Raw genomic sequence first — 20185 nt, 5'->3', positions numbered from 1 at the left:
GGCTACTACCAGACGTAATAGTCTCTACTCCGTGTACACGGGGGATGTACCGGTGCTCGCGGCCATGGCGCTGGTCCTGCTGGTCGGTCCCCTCATGCGACTGGTCCGCAGGCGACACCTCGGGAAGGCGCGCCGCTCCAGCCGGACGACGGGGCAGCCACCTATCCGGGTGACGGGATGAGCCCACTCCCCCGGCGCGTCTCGGTGCGTGTCCTTGCCGCGGTGGTGGTCCTGCTGATCGGCACAGCGGTTGCCGTATCGGTCGACCTGCCGAGCGTCGAAGGTATGCGCGCCTGGTTATCTGAGGGCGGCGGGGTGAGGTGGGCCATGGTGGTCCTCGGGGTCGCCGTTGCGTTGTTGACCCCGATCTCCCGGACGGCGCTGTCCGTCCTGGTCGGTGCCGTTGCCGGCTTCCCTGCGGGGCTCGCGGTGGTGATGACCGGCGGAATGCTCGGTGGTCTGGCCGGCTTCGTCCTGAGCCGCTGGCTGGGCCGCGACGCCGTAGTCCGCTTGGCCGGCGCGCGTCTGGCTCGGCTGGACCGGGCAGTGAGCCAACGAGGCTTCGTCTCGGTACTCGTTGCGCGGGCCATGCCAGTGGCCCCGTTCGTCTTCGTCAGCTACGCGGCCGGCTTGAGCGGCGTCCGGCTCGGCCCCTACCTGTTGGGGACCGCAGTCGGGCTCGTGCCGTGGTCGGTGCTGTACGTCGGCGTTGGCACCTCCGTGGCGAGCATTGATTCGTGGACGCATCTGATCCCGCCGCTGCTGACCGTCAGCGCCGTCCTGTCAGTCGTAGTGCTGGCGGGCCACTTCTGGCGGCCCACGCGGCGACCAGGTAACCAGCCGGGCACCGTCCCGGGCTCGACCGTCGCCCCGCCTCCGGGCTGACGCAGCGACGCGCATCCGGCCCGCTCCAGGCAACCCGGGGCTGCTGCCAGCGGACCGGCGAAAGATCCGGCCGCACAGAAGCGGGGGCTCATGGACGGGTATGCCCATGAGCCCCCTCCGCCCCTGAGATGCCTACCGTGACGAGATTGCCGATCGCTCAGCATCCTCCGCCGAGAGAGACCCCGCGCGCCGCCAACCAGGGGATCGGGTTGCCTCGGTTGGCGTTGAGCCCACCGGTACGCACCTCGAAGTGCAGGTGAGGGCCAGTTGACTGGCCGGTGTTGCCGACCTCGGCGATCTGCTGGCCGATCGAAACCTGTTGGCCGGCCTGGACGAAGTAGTCGTTGATGTGCCCGTAGACAGTGATCGAGCCGTCGGGATGCTGGACGTATACGGCTAGCCCGAAGCCGCTGGCCGGACCGGCCTGGAGGACCCGCCCCGCCTCGGGCGCATAGATCGGCGTGCCGATGGGCGCGGCGATGTCGACCCCGTAGTGCATGGTTCCCCAGCGAGAGCCGTAGCAGGAGGTCACGCGACCGGTGGTGGGAGCCACTGCGCGACCACTGGCAGCCGCCGCCGCTGTAGCGGCAGCCTGTGCGTCTCTCTGCGCGTTCTCCGTGTTGATCCGGTCCGCCCACGCGGCTCGTCCGTCAGCGGCGCCCTCGAGTTCGAGCAGTGCGATCTCGGCCTGCTGCAGCCGGCCCTGCAGTGCAGCTCGCTCGGAGGTGACGCTGTCGTAGGCGTCCTTGGCTTCAACCAGCCGCGCCTGCGCGGCGGCCTCGAGCTCAGCCGCTCCGGCCGCCGCCTGGTCGCGCTCTGAAAGGGCCGTCTGTGCAGCACGTCCAGCCTCGGCCTTCTCCCGCTCCAGCGCACGGAACTCGGTGAGCTCGGCCGCGCGATCGTCGGTCAGCATCTCGAGGGTGGACGCTCGCTGCAGGAACTCCGCCGGGCCGGCCGAGTCCAGCAAGGCCGCCGCAGTCTCCAGGGCATCACTTCGCATGTAGGTCTCCCGGCCCAGACGGGCGACTCCGGCCCGCGCCTGGTCCACCGCGGCTGTGGCGGTCTGGAGTTCTGCCTCCGCGGCGGACGCTGCGGCCTGTGCGGCGGCGAGTTCCTCCTGTGCCTGCCGAGAGGTGTCCGCTGCGGCCTCGGCCTCGACGGTGAAGCGCGAGAGCTCGTCCTCCGACTCGGCGACCAGCTGTTCGAGACGTCGCACCTCAGCTGCCGCTGCGTCACGGTCGGACCGTGCGGCTGCAGCCTCGTCACCCGGTGCCGCGACGGCTGGAGTCATCGAAATGCTGATTGCGACGCTAGTCAGGGCAGCCAGCGTGGAGCCCGCGATGGTCCTGCCAAGAGGGCGTCGCCGGCGGAGGGGTTCAGGTCGCTCACGTGGCGAGAGGTCGTCGCGGACAGGTTGTGCATGCAGGGTCGCCAACGCGACGAGCTCCGTTTCCTTCGCGCCGCCTACCGAGTTAGCTGACGGGTTCGGGCGGGAAGGCGCCCTACCTGGCACCGGGCAGTGCGCAGGATTCACCCCGAGGGAATGGTGGGTCCCCGGTCCGTCGTGACGGTCATCGACGACAGTTCGGCGGGATCCGGCCGAGGCCCCTCGGTCGAGGGGCGTGGGCTCGGTCGGACCGGGCGAGACGCTACTACGACAGCGAATAGTTTGTCACGGTCAGGTAACGGCGGCCGGGGTGACCAGCAAAGGCACCGTCGGCCCACGACCGAGCGGGGCGATCTGCAGGCAGCGCGAGGTTCGGCGAAACAGGAGGGCCCAGCAGGACGCCTGTCGCGAGGCCGAGGATAGGAAGGGGCTGCGGCCGGAAGGACCCATCTTCAGCAGGCTCCTGATCGTCCAAGATCGATCCGAGGAAGTGCTCTCCGCCGATCCCACCAGGGAGTGCAGAGCCTGGCCCCGCCTCAGGGTTCGGGTCAGGGCTCGCCTTCGCGGGCGCTCAGCATCTTCGTCATCGTGACGGTCTCGGCAGCCTGCGTCTTGGCGATCGTGCCCGCGAGACTGCGCACCGCCTGCTCCTCGGCGCGATCCGCAGCCGACTCCGCCATCTCCAGACCACCCTGGTGATGACGAATCAACAACTGCAGGAAGCGTCGGTCGAATGCCGTGCCCGACGAATCCCGCAGCTCCGTCAACTCCTCTTCGGTGGCCATGCCTGGCATCGGGCCGCCGGCCCCCATGGCCGCGTCGTGGCCGGCGTGCTCGTCGGTCGCCATCCAGGCCATCGACTCACCACCAGTGGGTGGGATCCCCCAGAGCGACAGCCAGCCCTGCATGCGCCCGGCCTGATTGGTCTGTGTGGCCGAGATGTCGAACGCCATCTGGCGGATCTCTGGATCCTCGGTGCGTTCGAACGCCAGGTTGGCTATCTCGACTGCCTGCAGATGATGGCGGGACATGTCTCGCGAGAAGCCGGCGTCCACGGAATCCGCGCCGGGCGCCTCGTCCCGACCCAGACCGAGTGCCACAGCCGCTCCGCCGCCGAGCAGCAGCAGCCCGACTGCGATGACCACGCCCAGAAAAGCCCGCAGCGGGCGATACCCCGACCGAGCGGTCGTCTTTCCCGTCACCATCCCTCTCCACCGGTCTGATCGCCGATTCGCTCGCCCGGCACGGCACTCGTCTGGAACTGGATGGCCTGTCGATCGCTCCCGCTGACGCGCCGGCGATTCCACCTGGCGGTGCGTGCGCGGGGCGCCGAGCTGATCACGGCGCCGACGTCCCGGAGTCGGGGTCGAGAGCGGCGCCGTCCTCCACGAGCGGGTCGGCCAGGAACTGCGGACTCTGACAGGTGGCACCCGGCTCGGGGAAGAGCTCGGCGTTGAAGGTCATGAAATCGGCGTACTGCTTGATGCGTGGATCGGCGGCAGAGTCGACCTTCAGCTGGTGGTTCCAGGACTGGACACTGATCGGCGAATCCAGGCCGACGTAGGGCGACAGCATCCGGCCGGACTCGTCAGCGACCTCGGCGAGCAGGGCGATGTCGTCCTCGGAGACCACCTCCGGGTCGTAGGTGATCCACACAGCGCCGTGCTCGAGGCTGTGCACGGCATTCTCGTGCCGGATGTCGACCTCGTACACGGTCCCAGTGCAGTCGGCCCACACCCCGTCGTGCGGCCCGGCCACCGGAGGCGTCTGGTCGTAGTCGACCTCGCTGCTCACGTGCTCCTGGCCGGCGGCGTAGTCGAACACCTCGATGCCGTCGATCTCCTCGACGGAATCGACACGCATGGCCTCGGCCTTGTCGACCTGCACCACGGCATAGCTGATGACAGCCGCGGCGAAGACGACCACGGCGATCGCCGCAGCGATCAGTCCCCACGGTCGCTGCGCGGTGACAACGCTCGCCTGCGGACGGCCGCGTCCTCCGGGACGGCCCCCGGATCGGCTTGATCCACTAGCCCGACGGTCCTTGCGAGCTTCCTGGTCCTTGCCCACGGCTCTCCTTCTACGTGCATCCGAGGCCGCGGAGGCGCCGGTGGCCAACTCAGCGAACAGCGCGCTGCCAGTCCGCGACGTGGTCGCTGCTTTCCACCAGAGGCACTCCCGCCCATGGACGCCCTAGAAACAGGAGCCCGGGAGGCCGGCCGGCGGCATGGTGTCACCGCACGGCGGAGCCGCGGGACTCGCCTACTATACTGGATAGTGGGCGCTGCTGCCGCCACTACCGGACGACGCGGTCGCGCGCCGCGACTGTCGGGAGCTTCCCGGTCCCCACCTCGTTTGATAACTGGGCGTCTGGCCGGCCGGTTGGGTGGTCGTCGCTGGTTGCACCTGGAACACACCTGGCTCAGTACGCCGGAAGATCGCAGTCGTCACTCCTCTACGGTCGCTCCGCGGCGTTAGTGCCACCGGGCCCGCGCTGCGAGATCTGCATCCCGAACACCGTTGCGGCGGAGATCAGGAGCACGACTGGTCACCGTTGTTTCGCTTCCCGGGGAGCCAGCACAGCACCGGTGGAGGGATCTTTGGCCGTCGTCCCGCGGTCCTCGTGGACGGTGGCGACGACCCGCGGCGGGGTGAACCGGTTGAGCCGGGCGGCGTTGACCACGACGCTGATGCTCGACAGTGCCATGGCAGCGGCAGCGATCATCGGTGAGAGCAGGGCACCGGTGACCGGGTAGAGCAGGCCGGCGGCGATGGGGATCGCGGCGGTGTTGTACCCGAACGCCAGGAACAGGTTCTGCCGGATGTTGCGCATGGTGGCCTTGGACAGCGCCATCGCACTCACCAGACCTCTCAGCTCGCCCGACATGAGCGTGACGTCGGCGGCCTCGATGGCGACGTCGGTGCCGGTACCGATGGCGATACCGACGTCGGCCTGGGCCAGTGCAGGGCTGTCGTTGATACCGTCGCCGACCATCGCCACGAGCTTGCCCTCGTCCTGCAGGCTGCGGACCTCGGCGGCCTTCTGCTCCGGCAGCACCTCGGCGAGGACGCGGTCGATACCGACCTGGCGGGCGACCGCGTGAGCCGTCCGCTCGTTGTCGCCGGTGATCATCGCCACCTCGAGTCCCAGGTCCTGCAGCGCCTGGATGGCCGCGACCGAGTCCGGCTTGATCGTGTCGGCGACGGCGATGAGCCCGGCGGGCCGTCCCGCGACGGCGACGAACATCGGGGTCTTCCCGTCATCGGCCAGCCGATGGGCATGCTCCTGGAGCTCGCCGGTCCCCATGCCGGCGTCCCGCAGCAGGCGGCCGTTGCCGATCAACACCTCCTGTCCGTCCACCGTCGCCCGAACACCCTTGCCGGTGACGGAGTCGAAGGCGGTCGGTCGCACGAGGTCGAGTCCGCGCTCACGGGCTCCGGCCACGATCGCACTGGCGAGCGGGTGCTCGCTGTCCGCCTCGGCAGAGGCCACGAGACCGAGCACCTCTCGCTCGTCCTGCCCGGCGACAGCGATCACGTCGGTCAGCGCCGGTGCGCCCCGGGTGATCGTGCCCGTCTTGTCGAGCACCACCGTGTCCAGCTTGTGGGCGGTCTCCAACGCCTCGGCGCTCTTGATCAAAACCCCCGCGTGGGCGCCCTTGCCGGTAGCGACCATGATCGACAGGGGGGTGGCCAGCCCCAGAGCACACGGGCAGGCGATGATCAGCACGCTGACGGTAGCGATCACAGCGAGGGTCAGGGCCGGGCCGAACACGAACCACAACACGAACGTGGCGATGGCGATGAAGACCACCGCCGGCACGAAGTAGCTCGCGACGGCATCGACGAGCCGCTGGATCGGTGCCTTGGAGGACTGCGCCTCCTGGACCAGCTTGATGATCTGGGCGAGGGCGGTCTCCGAGCCCACCCTGGTCGCCCGCATCGTGAAGGCGCCGGTCTGGTTCACCGTGGCACCGATGACCTCGTCGCCGGCCGCCTTGCTGACCGGGACGCTCTCACCCGTGACCATCGACTCGTCGATCGTGGAGCCGCCGTCAACGATCTCGCCATCGACCGGGATCTTCTCGCCAGGTCGGACGCGCACGTCGTCGCCGACCTCGACCTCGTCGACGCCGACCTCGACCTCCTCGCCGTCACGGAGCACGCGGGCCGTAGCCGGGGTGAGCTCGACGAGGGCACGGATGGCGTCACCGGTGCCGGCCCGGGCGCGGGCCTCGACCAGCCGGCCGAGGAGGATCAGCGTGATGATGACCGAGACGACCTCGTAGTAGACCTCGCGCACGTCCTCGGGCAGGACCCCTGGCACCACAGTGACCACGAGGCTGTAGCCGAACGCGGCGATGGTCCCCAGCGTGATGAGGCTGTTCATCTCGGCACTGCGATTGAGCAGCGCCCGCCATCCGGTGGTGTGGATCGGCCAGCCGACCCAGAAGAACACCGGCAGGGTCAGCAGCAGCTGGATGTACGGATTCTCGAGGAGGTCGGGCACGTACTGGCCGCCGATGAAGTGCCCGACCATCGTCGCGTACACCACCGGCAGGCTCAGAACTGCACCGACGGTGACGCGCCGAGTCAGGTCGCGAACCTCCTCGCGGTGCGCCTCCGCCTCGGCGTTCTCGGTCGACGCGGCTCCGGGTTCCGCCCGGAGCCGGGCTGGGAAGCCGGTGGCGGCCGCGACCGCCTCCGTCAGCCCGTCCACGTCGACCAGCGTCGGGTCGTACATGATCACCGCGCGTTCCGCGCCGAAGTTCACCTGGGCGGAGTCGACGCCCCCGACAGCTCGCAGCTGCGCTTCAGCACGTGCCACGTCGGTGGGCAGGCTGCGGAGCGCGCCGGGCAGCAGGAATTCGGCCCGTTCGCACCTCGCGACGTCGTCGACCCGGGGTCCGACGCCGACGGCGCGAGCGGTCTCCCGGTTCTCCTGCGTGACGCCTCGGGCGGCCTCGACAACGTCGCCGCCGCCTTGTTCTGGTGACGCCAAGGGGGTCTCGGGCCGCTCGGCCTTGGCGCGGAGCCCGTCACCCTCGCCGCCTTCCTCGGCGATGAGGGTGCCGTGCAGCATGTTCATCCCGCAGGCCCAACCGTATTCACCGGGTTGGTCGATGGCGAGATCCATCGTCGTCGTGCCGAAGGCGGCCAGCGAGGCGCTCTTGCGCAAGTCGGGGAACACCACCCGGGCTGTGCAGTCGCTGTTCTCCTGGCGATGGAACCGCAGCTGCACCGGGGAGCCGGCCTCGACCCGGATGAGGCTCGGTGAGTATCCGCCCTTGACGGTAATGTCGACGACCTGACGCCCGTCGTGGACCTCGGCATGCGTGGCCTTGCGCGGGGCGAAGAAGTACCAGGCCAGAGCCCCCGTGAGGGCGACGCCACCGGCGACGACGATCAGCTCAGTGGTGGTCACGTTCTCCTCCTTGCCGAGCCCGCGGGACAGGTGCGGCGTCCTGCTCTCCAGTGCTCACTGCCGCGCACTTTCAGACCGGGGGAATCGATCCCGATAGCGCATGAGTCCGCCGTCACCACCGTCGGTCTCCACCACGGGGTTCGTCCTCCAGCCCGACCTTCTTGGCGCTGCCGTAGTCGTCGTTGACCAGCACGACCTGGCGGCCGGGTCGGTCGAGGACCGACGCTGCGATGGAAGCCCGGTAGCCCGACCCGCAGTAGACCCAGACCTCGCCCTGGGGAACTTCATCGAGCCGGTCGGCGAGCTGGTGCAGGGGCATGTGCCGCGAGCTCCGAACGAACCCGGCGGCGCGCTCGTCGTCGCGGCGAGCATCGAGGATCTGCACCGGTCCGCGTTCGAGCTCGGTGGCCAGGCCGGCGAAGTCGCTCACCCGGTACGAACGCAGCGCCCCGTCATCGGCCAGGCTTTCGATGTCATCGATAGCGGCGCCGGCCAGCTCGTCGATGCCGATCCGTATCAGCTCTCGGCGAGCGTCGGCAATCTGGTGCTCGCTCTCCCCGATCAGGGTGAGCGGGGCGTCCCAGCGGTAGAGCCAGCCGAGGTAGGTGACGAGGTTGGTACCGAGCTCGAAGTTCAGCGACTCAGGCAGGTGATGGGCCGCGAAGGCCACTCGGTGACGCAGGTCCACGACCCACTCCCCGGCCTGGATCCGCCGGCGCAGCTCAGCGCCGTCGACCCGCTGTGGGAGGGAGAGGTCCACCGCCGGCGGGCCACTGCGGTTGATCGGGCTCATCCGCGCGTAGTAGGCCGGATAGACGTCGAGTCCGGCCAGCAGGGCGTCGACGTACTCCTGCTCCGCCAGCGTCAGGGCCGGGTTCGCCCCGACCTGCTCCCCCACCGTCGAGGCGGTGCCGCTGGTCGGAGTCGCGGAGCAGAAGCTGCCGAAGCCGTGGGTGGGGAAGACCTCCGCCTCGGCCGGCAGCTCGCGGACGAGCCGCTGCACCGAGTGGTACTGGGCGTGGGTTAGGCCGGTGGTGTCCTCCGGACTGACCAGGTCGGTGCGCCCAGTTGCCCCGAAGAGCATCGATCCACCGGTGAACACGCCGACGGCCTGCCCGTCGGCCTCGTGGAGGGCGTAGCTGACGTGGTGGTGGGTGTGGCCGGGGGTGTGCATGACCCGGAGTCGCATCGCCCCGGCCTCCAGCACGTCACCGTCTTCGACGCTGAGGTGGTCGAACTCCGCCCCGCTGTCGGCCGGCAGGACGTAGACGGCGCCCGTCCGAGCGGCGAGCTCGAGTCCGCCGGTCAGATAGTCGTTGTGGATGTGCGTCTCCAGCACGTGGGTCACCTGCAGCCTCTGTGCGTTGACCAGGGCCAGCACCCGGTCGATGTCGCGCTGCGGGTCCACCACCACCGCAACCTCGCCGTCTGTCGCCAGGTAGCTGCGGTCGCCCAGGCTCGATGTCTCGATGGTGTCTACGACGGTCATCGCGGTCCTTCCGTGCGGAGGCGATCAGAGCGGATGGCACTGCCCCGCACATGCCGCTGGGCGGTGCCCGCGGCACGACCGACCACGGTCTCATCCGCCCGGCGGCTGGAGGATTCCCTCTCAGGCCCGTGAGGACGACTGGCTCTGCTCCGAGACTTCCCCGACGACGTTCCCGGCCTGCTGCTGGTCCGTACGGGCGAGATCGGCTTGGGCAACCATGCCGACGCAGCAGCCGCCGGCATCGACCACCGGCACCCGCCGGATCTTGCTGTCACTCATGATCCGCGCGACCTCATCGACGTCGTCGTCGGGACCGCAGCAGCTGGCCTGGGATGTCATCACCTCGGCGACCGGCGTTTCTGGGTCCTTGCCCTGGGCCACGCACCGACAGGTGATGTCCCGATCGGTCACCACGCCGACGACGTGGCGGGCGTCGTCCACGACGGGCAGGCAGCCGCAATCGTTGTCGGCCATCAGCTCGGCGGCTTCCCGGACCGTCGTCTCCGGCGAACAGCAGGTTGGGTCAGCGGTCATGACGTCGGATACGCGCACTGGGCACTCCCTTGAACAGATCGTGGCAGCCGGACCCTCGACTACTACCCGGACTCGTACTCGGTACTCGCGTCCGTCGGGTTCCTCTGTCGACACTGCCGGTCCGGCCGACGACACTGCCGGTCCGGCCGACCGTCCACGTCTCTGCACCGGGTGAAGGCCGGTCCCCGCTTCTGGCCTCACACCGGGATGCCACCCTGAGTCAGCGCGTCTGGCTTGGTGACCGTGTGCTCCTGCCCTCACCTGACGGGTGGGCTGGCCTCACGAGCCGCTGCTTACTATGTCGCCTAGGGGTCAGCATCCCGTCGCGGCCGCCTGTACTTCCCGGGAGGTCCTGTGCGCGTGGTCCGCGGTGGCACGGCAGCGAGCGTTGCGGTTCTCTTCGGCAGCCTGGTGCTGGCCGGTTGCGGTGCGGACGCCGGGGACCCGGGGGATGCGGATGCAGCGAACGGGGTATCCATCATCGCCGACGACGACGGCTTTCACGGCACACTCATGGATCCCCCGCGGCCTCGTCCCAGCCTCGAGCTGCGCACAACGAGTGGTGAGCCGTTCGACATCGGCGACCGGCCGGAGGACGAGATCACCATGTTGTTCTTCGGCTACACCCACTGCCCGGACGTCTGCCCCACGACGATGGCCGACCTGTCGCTCGCGCACGACATGCTCACGCCAGAGGTACAGGACCGGGTGCAGGTCGTGTTCGTGACCGAGGACCCCGCCCGGGACACGCCCGAGAAGCTGCGCGAGTGGCTCGACCGCTTCGACCCGGAGTTCACCGGGCTCATCGGGGGAAACGAAGCCACCGCGGCTGCGCTCACCGAGTTGTACCTCCCCGAGACCGCGCAGGTCCCCGCCGTCTCCGACGCCCCGGCGCATCCCCACGACGGGGACGATGCCCACCAGGAGTACGGGATCGACCACGCTGGTGCCGTCTATGTCTGGGGTCCGGGCGACCGCTCGATCGTCTACACCGGCGGCACGACACCCGAGCAGTACGCCGAGGACCTCACCGAGCTCGCCGCTGCCGGGTGAGGGCGGGATCCAACCGGGACCAGGGTGAGCGCGGCCGAGGTCCTCTTCACCGGGATTTCTTCTGCCTTCGGGTGCACTTTCGGGCCTCGATTCCCCGCTCGCCAGGCACGGGGAGGAGCCGGTGAGGCAACCATCCCCGCCCGTGACGTCGGACCGGGCACCCACGGGCGCCCAGGTCCCACCGGAGGGCAAGAGGGTCACCCGGCTGGCAGGCATGGCCCTCGCCGTTGCTGCCGGCGCCGCCTGGGCACTGGCCGCGCCGCCCCGTGGGTGGTGGCCACTGCTGTCGGTGGGCGCTGCAGCGCTGACCGTCGCGTTGTACAACCGGCCGCTGAGGGACCGGCTCCTCCTCGGCGCGACGACAGGATTGGTCCTCTACGGGGCCACGCTCCCGTGGCTGCTCGAGTTCCACGTCGCCGGGTATCTCGGAGTGGCGGCCCTCGAAGCCGGACTGCTCGCCGGGGCCGCCGCACTGGTTCCCTCTGCCGCGCACGGCCGTTGGTCCGGTGGATGGTGGGCGCTCCCGGCTGCCCTCGTGCTGCTCGAAGCCGTTCAGGCCCGGTTCCCGCTGGGCGGCTTTCCGCTCGTCGCCTTGTCCCTCAGTCAGCCCGACGGGCCCTTTCTCGGCGCCGCCGCGCTCGGTGGCTCGCTCCTGGTCACCGGCGCGGCGGCAGCTACGGGAGTCGCGCTTGCGGCGCTGTTCGTCCTGCCGGATCGACGTCGCCGGGCCGTTGCTGCCGGCGGGGCTCTGGCCGTCAGCGTCCTCCCGGTCGCCGTCGGGTCGAACCTCACGACTCGTGACGCGGGGACGTTGGATGCGGTCGTCGTGCAGGGCGGCGGTCCGCTCGGGGAGCGGGCGGTTGACTCCGACGCGTACGCAGTCACCCAGCGCCATCTCGACCTGGCCCGGGACGTCAGCGGCTCCCCCGATCTCGTACTGCTCCCGGAGAACGTCGTCCACGTCGACGGGCCGATCGGTGCGACATTGACAGGGGCTGCCCTGGCCGAGCTGGCCCGGGAGCTGGGCGCACCTGTCGTCGTCGGCATCGTCGAGACCGAGGGCGACGGATTCCGCAACGCTGCGGTCCTCTGGGGACCGGACGGCGATCGGCTGGCCCGGTACGAGAAGGAGCACCGGGTGCCGTTCGGGGAGTACATTCCCGCCCGAGGCCTCCTGGAGAAGGTCACCGATGCCACGGCGCTGGTCCCGCGGGACGCGATCGTCGGCGAAGGAGAAGCACTCCTCGAGTCACCCGCCGGGCCGCTCGGGGTGGTCATCTCCTACGAGGTCTTCTTCGCCGACCGGGTGCAGGAGGCCGTGGCTGCGGGCGGACAGGTGGTCCTGGTTCCCACCAACGCCGCATCCTTCGTCACCGAGGAGGTGCCGGCAGCCGAGCTCGCCGCAGCTCGACTACGGGCCCGAGAGTTCGGCCGCACCGTCCTGCAGGCTGCGCCCACCGGCTACTCCGCCGTCATCCTGCCCAGCGGACAGGTGATCGCCAGGAGCGACCTGGGGACAGCAGCGCTCCTCAGGGAGAGGATTCCGCTGCGCGTCGGGTTGACGCCGTACGCCCGCTCCGGGGATCTGCCGGTCATCGCCCTGGCAACCCTCATCCTGGTGGGGACGGCGTTCCGACGCCGACCGCGGCAGTCCGCTGCGGACGCCGGGCACCCGTAGCTCGCACCGGGGAACGCCGATCAGGCGCCTCCCGGATCAGCCGGGAGGACGCCCGATCGGCTTCCTCGGCGCCGCCCCGTTCGCCAGGCCGCCGACAGGACCTCAGCGGGAGGAGATGCTGGGATCCGGAACCGGCCCGTCGGTCACGGGCGCCCCCTCCGGCGAGCGGTCCGCCACGGCTCCCCCGTCGACACGGTCCGACGCCAGAGCCTTGAACCGGCGCAGCCGCAGGCTGTTGGAGACGACGAACACCGAACTGAAGGCCATCGCCGCCCCGGCGATGAGCGGGTTCAGCAGCCCGGCGGCCGCCAGTGGAAGTGCGGCGACGTTGTAGGCGAAGGCCCAGAACAGGTTGCCCTTGATGGTGGACAGCGTCTTCCGTGCGAGCCGGATGGCGTCCGCTGCAGCTCGGAGATCGCCGCGGACGAGCGTCAGGTCGCTGGCCTCGATGGCGACGTCCGTGCCGGTCCCCATGGCCAGACCGAGGTCCGCCTGAGCAAGGGCGGCGGCGTCGTTCACCCCGTCACCGACCATCGCCACGACCTTGCCCTGGTCCTGGAGTCGCTTGACGACATCGACCTTGTCCTGCGGGAGGACCTCGGCGAACACCTCGTCGATGCCGACCTGCTGGGCGACCGAGCGGGCAACGGTCTCGTTGTCCCCCGTGAGCAGGATGGGCGTGAGTCCGAGGTCGCGAAACTGCCGGATGGCCTGGGCCGAGGTCGGCTTGATGGCGTCGGCCACGACGAGGACGCCGCGGGCAGCGCCGTCCCAGCCGACCACGACGGCGGTCCTGCCCTCCTCCTCGGCTGCAGCCTTGGCCTGCTGGAGGTCGGCGGGTATCTGCTGCGCCCAGTCGGCGAACAGCCGGACGCGTCCTACCAGGACCGCGTGGCCGTCCACGACTCCCTGAACGCCGAGCCCCTCGATGTTCGTGAAGCCCTCCACGCTCGGGAGCTGCCCCGTCCGCTGCGCGGCACCGGCGGCGATGGCCTGAGCGATCGGGTGTTCCGAGGCGTTCTCCAGCGCGCCGGCGAGCCGCAGCACCTCGTTGACGTCTTCTCCCGAAGCGACGGCGACGTCGAGCAGGGTCATCCGCCCGGTGGTGACCGTGCCGGTCTTGTCGAGGACGACGGTGTCCACGCGGCGGGTGGACTCGAGCACCTCCGGACCCTTGATGAGGATGCCCAGTTGAGCCCCACGGCCGGTACCGACCATCAGCGCTGTAGGAGTGGCGAGACCCAGGGCGCAGGGGCAGGCGATGATCAACACGGCGACGGCCGCGGTGAAGGCCATGCCGACGCCCCCGCCGATGGCGAGCCAGAAGACCAGGGTCGCCACTGCCAGTGCGATGACGATCGGGACGAAGATCCCGGAGATGCGGTCGGCCAGGCGCTGGACCTCGGCCTTGCCGTTCTGGGCCTCCTCGACCAGTCGTGCCATCTGCGCCAGCTGGGTGTCCCCACCGACCCGGGTCGCGCGCACGACGAGACGACCACCGGCGTTGACCGTGGCGCCGACGACCGCATCCTCGAGCCCGACCTCCACGGGTACCGACTCACCGGTGACCATGGACGCGTCCACCGCGGACGCTCCCTCGGTAATCACGCCGTCGGTGGCGATCTTCTCCCCCGGCCGGACAACGAACAGGTCACCGACCGCGAGCTGGTCGACGGGGATCCGGTGTTCCTGCCCGTCTCGCAGGACGGACACCTCCTTGGCGCCGAGCTCGAGGAGTGCGCGCAGCGCCGCACCCGAACGCCGCTTGGCGCGCGCCTCGAAGTAGCGCCCTGCGAGCAACGCGGTGGCGATACCCGAGGCGGCCTCCAGATAGATGTTGGCGCTGCCGTCGGTGTGCGCGACGGAGAACTCGAACTCGTGGGTCAGGCCCGGGACGCCGGCGGTCCCGAAAAAAAGCGCATAGACCGACCAGCCGAGAGCGGCCAGCGTGCCCATCGAGATCAGGGTGTCCATGGTGGCCGCGCGGTGGCGCAGGTTGGCCCAGGCCGCCTCGTGGAACCGCCAGCCACCCCACACGACCACCGGAGCGGCCAGGGTCAGGGACAACCACTGCCAGTACGTGAACTGCAGGGCCGGGATCATCGCCATGGCGATCACCGGGACCGTCAGCGCGGTCGAGACCAGCAGCCGGTGGTGCAGCTCGCGCACGTCGTCGTCGGCCGCCGGCCCGGGCTCGATGTCGTCCGCCGCCGACCGTGGTGGCTCCGGCAGCCGGGCCGTGTAGCCGACCTTCTGCACCGCCGCCAGGAGGTCCTCGGGAGTCACACCCGGGGCATAGCTGACCTTCGCCTTCTCGGTCGCATAGTTGACCGTGGCCGTGACGCCGTCCAGCTTGTTCAGCCGCTTCTCGATCCGTGCGGCGCAGGACGCGCAGGTCATGCCGCTGATCGCCAGTTCGACCTGTTCTTCCCCAGTAGGCGTGGTGCCATCACGGGTTGCGGAGCTCATCGATCCTCCTGGTAGCGGGGTTGCCGGGCAGGTGGCTGGTGGCAGCACCGCCGGCCTGCCGGTCATGGGAGGACGCCCGGCGGCCAACCTGGCGCACAGCTCCCGCCCTCGTCCTCACGACGGCGGCGCCAGGCAGCTGAGCGGTCAGCGGTCAGCGGTCAGCCAGTGCGTACCCCGCCTCTTCCACAGCCGCGCGTACGGCGAACTCATCAACTGCGGTGTCGCTGGTGACGCTGAGCCCCCCGGTGGCCAGATCCACCTGCACGGCGGTGACGCCGGGCAGCTCGTTCACCTCCTCGGTCACAGCAGAGACGCAGTGCCCACAGGTCATGCCGACCACGGTGTAGGTCGAAGTACTCATCGGACGAATGTCCTCTCGATCGTTGATGGCAGGTCTATGGGGCGCGCCGTCCCTCTGGCGAGGTCTGCCACTGGCTCACGACCGCACCAGCCGGGCAATGGCTTCCGATGCCTCCCGAAGCTGGTCCTCGGCCGCTCGGCCACCGCGGTCGGCGGCCTGCAGAACGCAGTGGCGTAGATGCTCGTCCAGCAGACCGAGCGCCACGGCTTGCAGGGCCCGGGTCATGGAGGAGACCTGGGTGAGGATGTCGATGCCGTACTCCTCGTCATCGACCATCCGCTGAAGCCCGCGAGCCTGACCCTCGATCCGCCGTAGCCGCTTCAGGTGATCGTCCTTGCGGCGGATGTACCCCTCGGACATCTGCCCCTCCAGCGGTTCCACGGCGCCTCCGCCTCTCAGTCGCTCAGTCCGGCCCAACGCAGATACCCCCCGCCGTACTCGCGGAGGGACGCGACCCGCTGTCAGCACAGTGCGGTCGAGGTAGGAGTGGTGACCGGCGAGATCCGTCCTTCCTTCCGTACACGGACCGCCCTTTCAGCGAAACCGGCGCCCGTGACGGATAGCTCGGGGCGGTGACGGGCACCATCGACTCAGCCGGGAGCGGCCCCGCCCGGAAGCCCCCGCGAGACAAGCTTACTATGTTATTTAGTACCAGCCTGCCGAGAATCACCAGGAGGTCATCGCAGTGGGTGGAGATATGGGCATGATGGGGATGTGGGGCATGGGCCTGGGCATGCTCCTGTGGACGGTCCTGCTGATTGCGTTGGTCGCGATAGCCGTGGTCCTCGTGGTGAAGGCAGTCCGCCGCCCTGAACCGGCACACCGAGGGGGCAACGGTGGGCGCGAGGACCGGTCCGCCGAGGACGAAGTCCGGATGCGGTATGCCCGCGGCGAGCTGGACAGCGAAGAGTTCCGCCAGCGACTGCAGGATTTGCGCGACACCTGATTCCCCCGAGCTCGGACCGGGAACCCTGACGCCAGCCGCAGAGGCCCTTCCTCAGGCTGAGGACAGCAGAGTGTCCATCAGCTCTTGCAGTTCCTCCGGCGTCAACTGACCGACTCGACGGTCAACCACACGCCCCTCTGCATCAACCGCGAGCGTCACGGGCAGGCCCCGCACCCCGAGCTCGCGCAGAAGCTCGGCGTCCGAGTCGACCGCGTGCGGATAGCCGATTCCGAGATCGCTCAGGAATGCCGCGGCTGCTTCCGGGTCGTCCTGGGTGTCGATGCCGAGGAAACGCACGTCGTGCCCGTGACGCGTGTAGGCCTCTTGCAGCAACGGCATCTCCTCTCGGCAGGGCAGGCACCACGTCGCCCAGAGGTTCACCAGGGTGGGTCGACCGGTCAGGCGGTCCAACGAGACGTCCGGACCGGGGCCGAGGCACGGAAACGTGAGCGATGGCAGAGCTTCGGCGTCTGGAGCCGCAGGCTGTTCGGGAAGCTCCTCGCAGGGTGGCGCGGTCTCCACGGGCAGCCTCCCTGAGCCCGGAGCCGCTACGGAGTCGCCGGCCGAGGTTGCATCGGGAGTGCAGCCGGCGAGCAGGCCGAGCGCCAGCAGTACGCCGAGCCCTCGCGGCTTCATTACTCCCCCCGGTACAGGTCCGTGAAGGTCGCTCCACCATCGGTCGAGATGAGAATGACACCGTCAACGGCGACGTAGACGTCCTCACCGTTCACGCCCAGCGCCTCCGGCGCGGCACCGACATCTCCCCGCTCCATCCATGTCTGTCCGCCGTCCGTGCTGGCATACACCATGCCCTCCGGCGAGATGCCCACCGCCTCACCGGCGCTCAAGGAGAAGTCGACGAGCAACAAGACAGGGCTCTCCGGAACCACCTCGAAGGTCTCACCGGAGTCCTCGCTGAGGGCCAGACCCTCTTCCGTGGTCACCAGTACTCGCGAGGAGACATACGGATCCACGGCGAGGTCGGCGATGTTCATCTCGCCCCGATCGGTCCACTCGGTTCCGTTCTCGCTCACCAGCAACCTGCCGCCGCTGTGGCCGTAGATCTGCCCCCGGGTGGCATCGAGGGCATGGAAGTCCGCTTCACCGGCCAGCGACAACGTCGTCCAGGTCTGTCCGCCGTCGGTGCTCTCGATCAGGCCCAGGCTGCTCGGACCGGATTGTCCTTCCCCCGGGTGACCGCTGGCGAGGTAGTGCTCCGGGCCGACGACGGTGAAGCCCATGAAGTCCTGAATGCGGTCGGCGACCCGGTTCAGCTCCCCGTCCGGCGACACCTTCATCAGACCGTAGTGAGTGCCGGCGTACAAAGCGCCGTCCGCCGGGTCCACCCCCAGTCCGTGCACGTGCTCGAGGGTGAGGTCATCACCGTCCGGACCGGCCGCGGCGTCGCCAGTGTCACCCGTGCAGCCGGCGGCGAGGAGCACACCGGCGATGGCCACGGCAACGGTTGCGTGGCGCCGGCCACGACCCCCGCGACCCGCCACCGTGTTGCAGGGCCGGCCATCCCGGCAAGGGAGCAGGGCGATCGGCGACATTCGGACTCCCATCGATCGAGCACAAAGCGGCAGTCGCGCAGTCATGTGATGGTGCTGGCCGCTCAGGCCCACCACGCCTCGCCGGGCAGCAGGCACAGCCCGCTCGACGCAGCGGACAGCAGGGGCCATAGCGCAACGGCCAGGGGCGCAGCGACGACCAAGGCGGCGGTGACAACGGCGAGGAACCCATGGATCGGCGCAAGGGGCTGAACAGGCCTGAGCAGCCGGTTCACCCGGACCGCCCCCGCGGCCTGCGCCGCCGCCATGACGACGGCCGGAGCCTTCATGCCCGCCAGGCTGACCAACGCAGACGCAACCTCGACCCGGTCGACCTCGCGTGCGGCGGCATCGTCGGCCAAGAGTTCGACGAGCCGTTCGGTTTCCGCCCTGGCATGGGCGAACACCGGAAGGCGCGGGAACGCGCGACCGAGGATGCGGGCCGCGGTCACAGGGAGGTGGTGGCGGCCACGCAGGTGCGCCCGTTCGTGTGCCAGGACCCCGGCCAGCTCCTCATCGGACAGCCCCTCAAGGGCAGCGCTGGTCAGCACGATCGTGCGGTGCCGACCGGGGATGCAAAAGGCGGCCGCCTGAGAAGAGTCCACAACGTGGGCACCCAGCAAGGGACTGGGATGGGCACCCAACAGCACCGACGACCGCAACCGCCGTCGCTCCAGACGGTCACGCCGGACCTGCCTCACCGTCACAAAGGCGAGACGCGAGGGCACCACAACGGCCAGTAGCCCGCCGAGCACGATCCCGGGCACCTGACCGGGCGAACTGTAGACATTCGCGATCGTCGTGGCGCAGGCGTCGAGGAACGCAGCGAGTCCCCCGCTGATCGCGGTGGCCGGCACGAGCAGTGTCAAGCCGGCGAGGACCGTCGCCAGCACGACCCCGACCGAGGTCGCTTGCCAAGCGCAGACCGCGAGCCGGGGTGCGCGATCAGCCCAGGCTGCGCTGACCATCCTGGGCGCCAGGACGGCCAGGACGATCGCGAAGGCGAGCAGGCCTGCGCTGACCATCAGGGCGCGTCAGCGCGACGGGCAGCTTCCACGGCCGCGCGGAGCTTCGCCACCCCGTCCTGGTCCAGATCGGCGACGAAGTGCATCAGCACCTCGTCCCGGTCGCTCGCTTCCTCGAGGACTTCCTGGAGAAGCGCCGCCGAGTGCTCACTCCACGTGCGGGTGGGGGTGTAGCGCCAGGCACGCCCCTCCATCTGCCGCTGAAGCTGACCCTTGCGGTGCAGGTTGTCCATGACGGTCATGACGGTGGTGTACGCGAGGGAGCGCGAGCCGTTCAGCTCACCGAGCACCTCGCGGACGGTCGCCGGCGCGCCTCGCCGCCACAGGCACTGCATGACCACAGCTTCCAGGTCACCGAACGGTCGCACCGGCATCTCCCCATCGATCGATCGCTGAGACCGCTTCACACACGTCGGCACACCCAACGCAGGGCAGACCAGCGCTCACACTGTACTAGCACGGTTAGTCGTCATGCTGTTCCATCATCGGGGGAAGAGACGGCGAGGCCGCACTACGGTGAGGACTGAGCGCGCCGCCAGCCCAGCGCCACCCGGCACATCGTCCGACTCGCTATCCGGGGCGCCTCGGCGCGACCCCCGCCCGCTACCGCAGCAAGGAGCCGCGGACCGTCTGGCTCACTTCTCGATCGGGACGCCGACGAGCGAGCCGTACTCCACCCAGCTGCCGTCGTAGTTCTTGACGTCGGACCGGCCGAGCAGCTCGCGCAGCACGAACCAGGTGTGGCTGGAGCGCTCGCCGATCCGGCAGTAGGCGATGGTCGGCTTGCTCTCGTCGTAGCCCTGCTCGGCGTAGAGCTTCTCGAGCTCGGCGTCGCTCTTGAAGGTGCCGTCCTCGTTGGCGGCCTTGCTCCACGGGATGTTGATCGCGGTGGGCACGTGACCGGCCTTCTGCGACTGCTCCTGGGGCAGGTGGGCGGGGGCGAGGATCTTGCCGGAGAACTCGTCGGGCGAGCGGACGTCGACGATGTTCTTCGAGCCGATGGAGGCCACGACCTCGTCGCGGAACGCACGGATCGACAGGTCCGGCTCGGAGGCCCGGTACTGCGTGGCCGGGCGCTGAGGAGCGTCCTTGGACAGCGGGCGGCCGTCGAGCTCCCATTTCTTGCGGCCGCCGTCCATCAGCTTGACGTCGGAGTGGCCGTAGATCTTGAAGTACCAGTACGCGTAGGCGGCGAACCAGTTGTTGTTGCCGCCGTAGAGGACGACGGTGTCATCGTTGCCGATGCCCCGGCTCGACAGCAGCTCCTCGGAGGCGCTCTTGTCGAGGTAGTCGCGGCGCAGCGGGTCCTGCAGGTCCTTCTTCCAGTCCAGCTTGACGGCGCCCTCGATGTGGCCGCCGTCGTAGGCGGTGGTGTCCTCGTCG

General features: G+C 69.5%; 18 protein-coding genes and 1 riboswitch. Of the genes, 4 read left to right on the top strand and 14 right to left on the bottom strand.

The annotated features are described in order from the left end of the window. Positions 1–222 precede the first annotated feature (222 nt). Positions 223–885, top strand: a complete 663-nt coding sequence (locus tag E9549_RS15685; RefSeq protein ID WP_166509679.1) for a TVP38/TMEM64 family protein — start codon at positions 223–225, stop codon at positions 883–885. A 157-nt stretch (positions 886–1042) separates the two neighbouring features. On the opposite strand, the gene E9549_RS15680 is transcribed toward E9549_RS15685, so the two are convergent. From E9549_RS15680 to E9549_RS15655, 6 genes are all read right to left on the bottom strand, one after another. Further along, entirely contained in the window at positions 1043–2101 is a 1059-nt protein-coding gene (locus E9549_RS15680) for a M23 family metallopeptidase (RefSeq protein WP_236827481.1), read from the bottom strand. Positions 2102–2332: 231 nt separating this feature from the next. Continuing rightward, a riboswitch (cyclic di-AMP (ydaO/yuaA leader) is annotated at positions 2333–2486 on the bottom strand. 334 nt (positions 2487–2820) lie between these two features. Then, on the bottom strand, positions 2821–3477 hold the full coding sequence (locus E9549_RS15675; protein WP_113801671.1) for a DUF305 domain-containing protein: 657 nt from the start codon (positions 3475–3477) through the stop codon (positions 2821–2823). Positions 3478–3610: 133 nt separating this feature from the next. Then, complete coding sequence (locus E9549_RS15670; protein WP_236827480.1) at positions 3611–4198, bottom strand: DUF3105 domain-containing protein; 588 nt, start codon at positions 4196–4198, stop codon at positions 3611–3613. A gap of 622 nt (positions 4199–4820) precedes the next feature. Beyond that, positions 4821–7697, bottom strand: coding sequence for a heavy metal translocating P-type ATPase (locus tag E9549_RS15665; protein WP_236827478.1), 2877 nt, complete (start codon positions 7695–7697; stop codon positions 4821–4823). A gap of 112 nt (positions 7698–7809) precedes the next feature. After that, positions 7810–9186 carry an MBL fold metallo-hydrolase gene (locus E9549_RS15660; RefSeq protein ID WP_236827477.1) on the bottom strand — a complete coding sequence of 459 codons (1377 nt, stop codon included), beginning with the start codon at positions 9184–9186 and terminating at the stop codon, positions 7810–7812. A 120-nt stretch (positions 9187–9306) separates the two neighbouring features. Further along, entirely contained in the window at positions 9307–9738 is a 432-nt protein-coding gene (locus E9549_RS15655; RefSeq protein WP_113801667.1) for a CBS domain-containing protein, read from the bottom strand. A 336-nt stretch (positions 9739–10074) separates the two neighbouring features. Here E9549_RS15655 and E9549_RS15650 point away from each other — a divergent pair, with 336 nt between their 5' ends. Next, positions 10075–10773 carry an SCO family protein gene (locus E9549_RS15650; protein ID WP_236827476.1) on the top strand — a complete coding sequence of 233 codons (699 nt, stop codon included), beginning with the start codon at positions 10075–10077 and terminating at the stop codon, positions 10771–10773. 142 nt (positions 10774–10915) lie between these two features. Beyond that, positions 10916–12451 carry an apolipoprotein N-acyltransferase gene (lnt, locus tag E9549_RS15645; protein ID WP_236827475.1) on the top strand — a complete coding sequence of 512 codons (1536 nt, stop codon included), beginning with the start codon at positions 10916–10918 and terminating at the stop codon, positions 12449–12451. 102 nt (positions 12452–12553) lie between these two features. On the opposite strand, the gene E9549_RS15640 is transcribed toward lnt, so the two are convergent. The 3 genes from E9549_RS15640 to E9549_RS15630 all read right to left on the bottom strand — a co-directional run bounded on the left by E9549_RS15640 (position 12554) and on the right by E9549_RS15630 (position 15641). After that, the gene (locus E9549_RS15640) at positions 12554–14920 is read right to left on the bottom strand and encodes a cation-translocating P-type ATPase (protein WP_236827474.1); all 2367 of its coding nucleotides are present in this window, start codon (positions 14918–14920) and stop codon (positions 12554–12556) included. 151 nt (positions 14921–15071) lie between these two features. After that, a complete protein-coding gene (locus E9549_RS15635) occupies positions 15072–15281 on the bottom strand; it encodes a heavy-metal-associated domain-containing protein (RefSeq protein ID WP_236827473.1) in 210 nt (69 codons plus the stop codon). Positions 15282–15356: 75 nt separating this feature from the next. Then, on the bottom strand, positions 15357–15641 hold the full coding sequence (locus tag E9549_RS15630; protein WP_113801691.1) for a metal-sensitive transcriptional regulator: 285 nt from the start codon (positions 15639–15641) through the stop codon (positions 15357–15359). Between the two features lie 361 nt (positions 15642–16002). On the opposite strand from E9549_RS15630, the gene E9549_RS15625 reads away from it, so the two are divergent. Further along, positions 16003–16227 carry an SHOCT domain-containing protein gene (locus E9549_RS15625; protein WP_236827472.1) on the top strand — a complete coding sequence of 75 codons (225 nt, stop codon included), beginning with the start codon at positions 16003–16005 and terminating at the stop codon, positions 16225–16227. Positions 16228–16278: 51 nt separating this feature from the next. Here E9549_RS15625 and E9549_RS15620 read toward each other — a convergent pair whose 3' ends face one another. The 5 genes from E9549_RS15620 to E9549_RS15600 form a co-directional block, all read right to left on the bottom strand. After that, on the bottom strand, positions 16279–16749 hold the full coding sequence (locus E9549_RS15620; protein ID WP_236827471.1) for a TlpA disulfide reductase family protein: 471 nt from the start codon (positions 16747–16749) through the stop codon (positions 16279–16281). A gap of 113 nt (positions 16750–16862) precedes the next feature. Next, the gene (locus E9549_RS15615) at positions 16863–17684 is read right to left on the bottom strand and encodes a F510_1955 family glycosylhydrolase (RefSeq protein WP_236827470.1); all 822 of its coding nucleotides are present in this window, start codon (positions 17682–17684) and stop codon (positions 16863–16865) included. Between the two features lie 158 nt (positions 17685–17842). Then, positions 17843–18802, bottom strand: coding sequence for a M56 family metallopeptidase (locus E9549_RS15610; protein ID WP_236827469.1), 960 nt, complete (start codon positions 18800–18802; stop codon positions 17843–17845). Continuing rightward, positions 18802–19176 carry a BlaI/MecI/CopY family transcriptional regulator gene (locus tag E9549_RS15605; RefSeq protein ID WP_236827468.1) on the bottom strand — a complete coding sequence of 125 codons (375 nt, stop codon included), beginning with the start codon at positions 19174–19176 and terminating at the stop codon, positions 18802–18804. The genes E9549_RS15610 and E9549_RS15605 overlap by 1 nt, the downstream gene beginning before the upstream one ends. 261 nt (positions 19177–19437) lie before the next feature. Beyond that, the coding region (locus E9549_RS15600; RefSeq protein ID WP_236827467.1) for a sulfurtransferase at positions 19438–20185 on the bottom strand (748 nt) is incomplete at its 5' end.

Source organism: Blastococcus sp. MG754426 (assembly GCF_021699055.1).
In the GTDB taxonomy this organism is placed as follows: domain Bacteria; phylum Actinomycetota; class Actinomycetes; order Mycobacteriales; family Geodermatophilaceae; genus Blastococcus.
The sequence above is the reverse complement of the archived record's forward strand: the minus strand, read 5'-3'. Positions and strand labels throughout refer to the sequence as shown.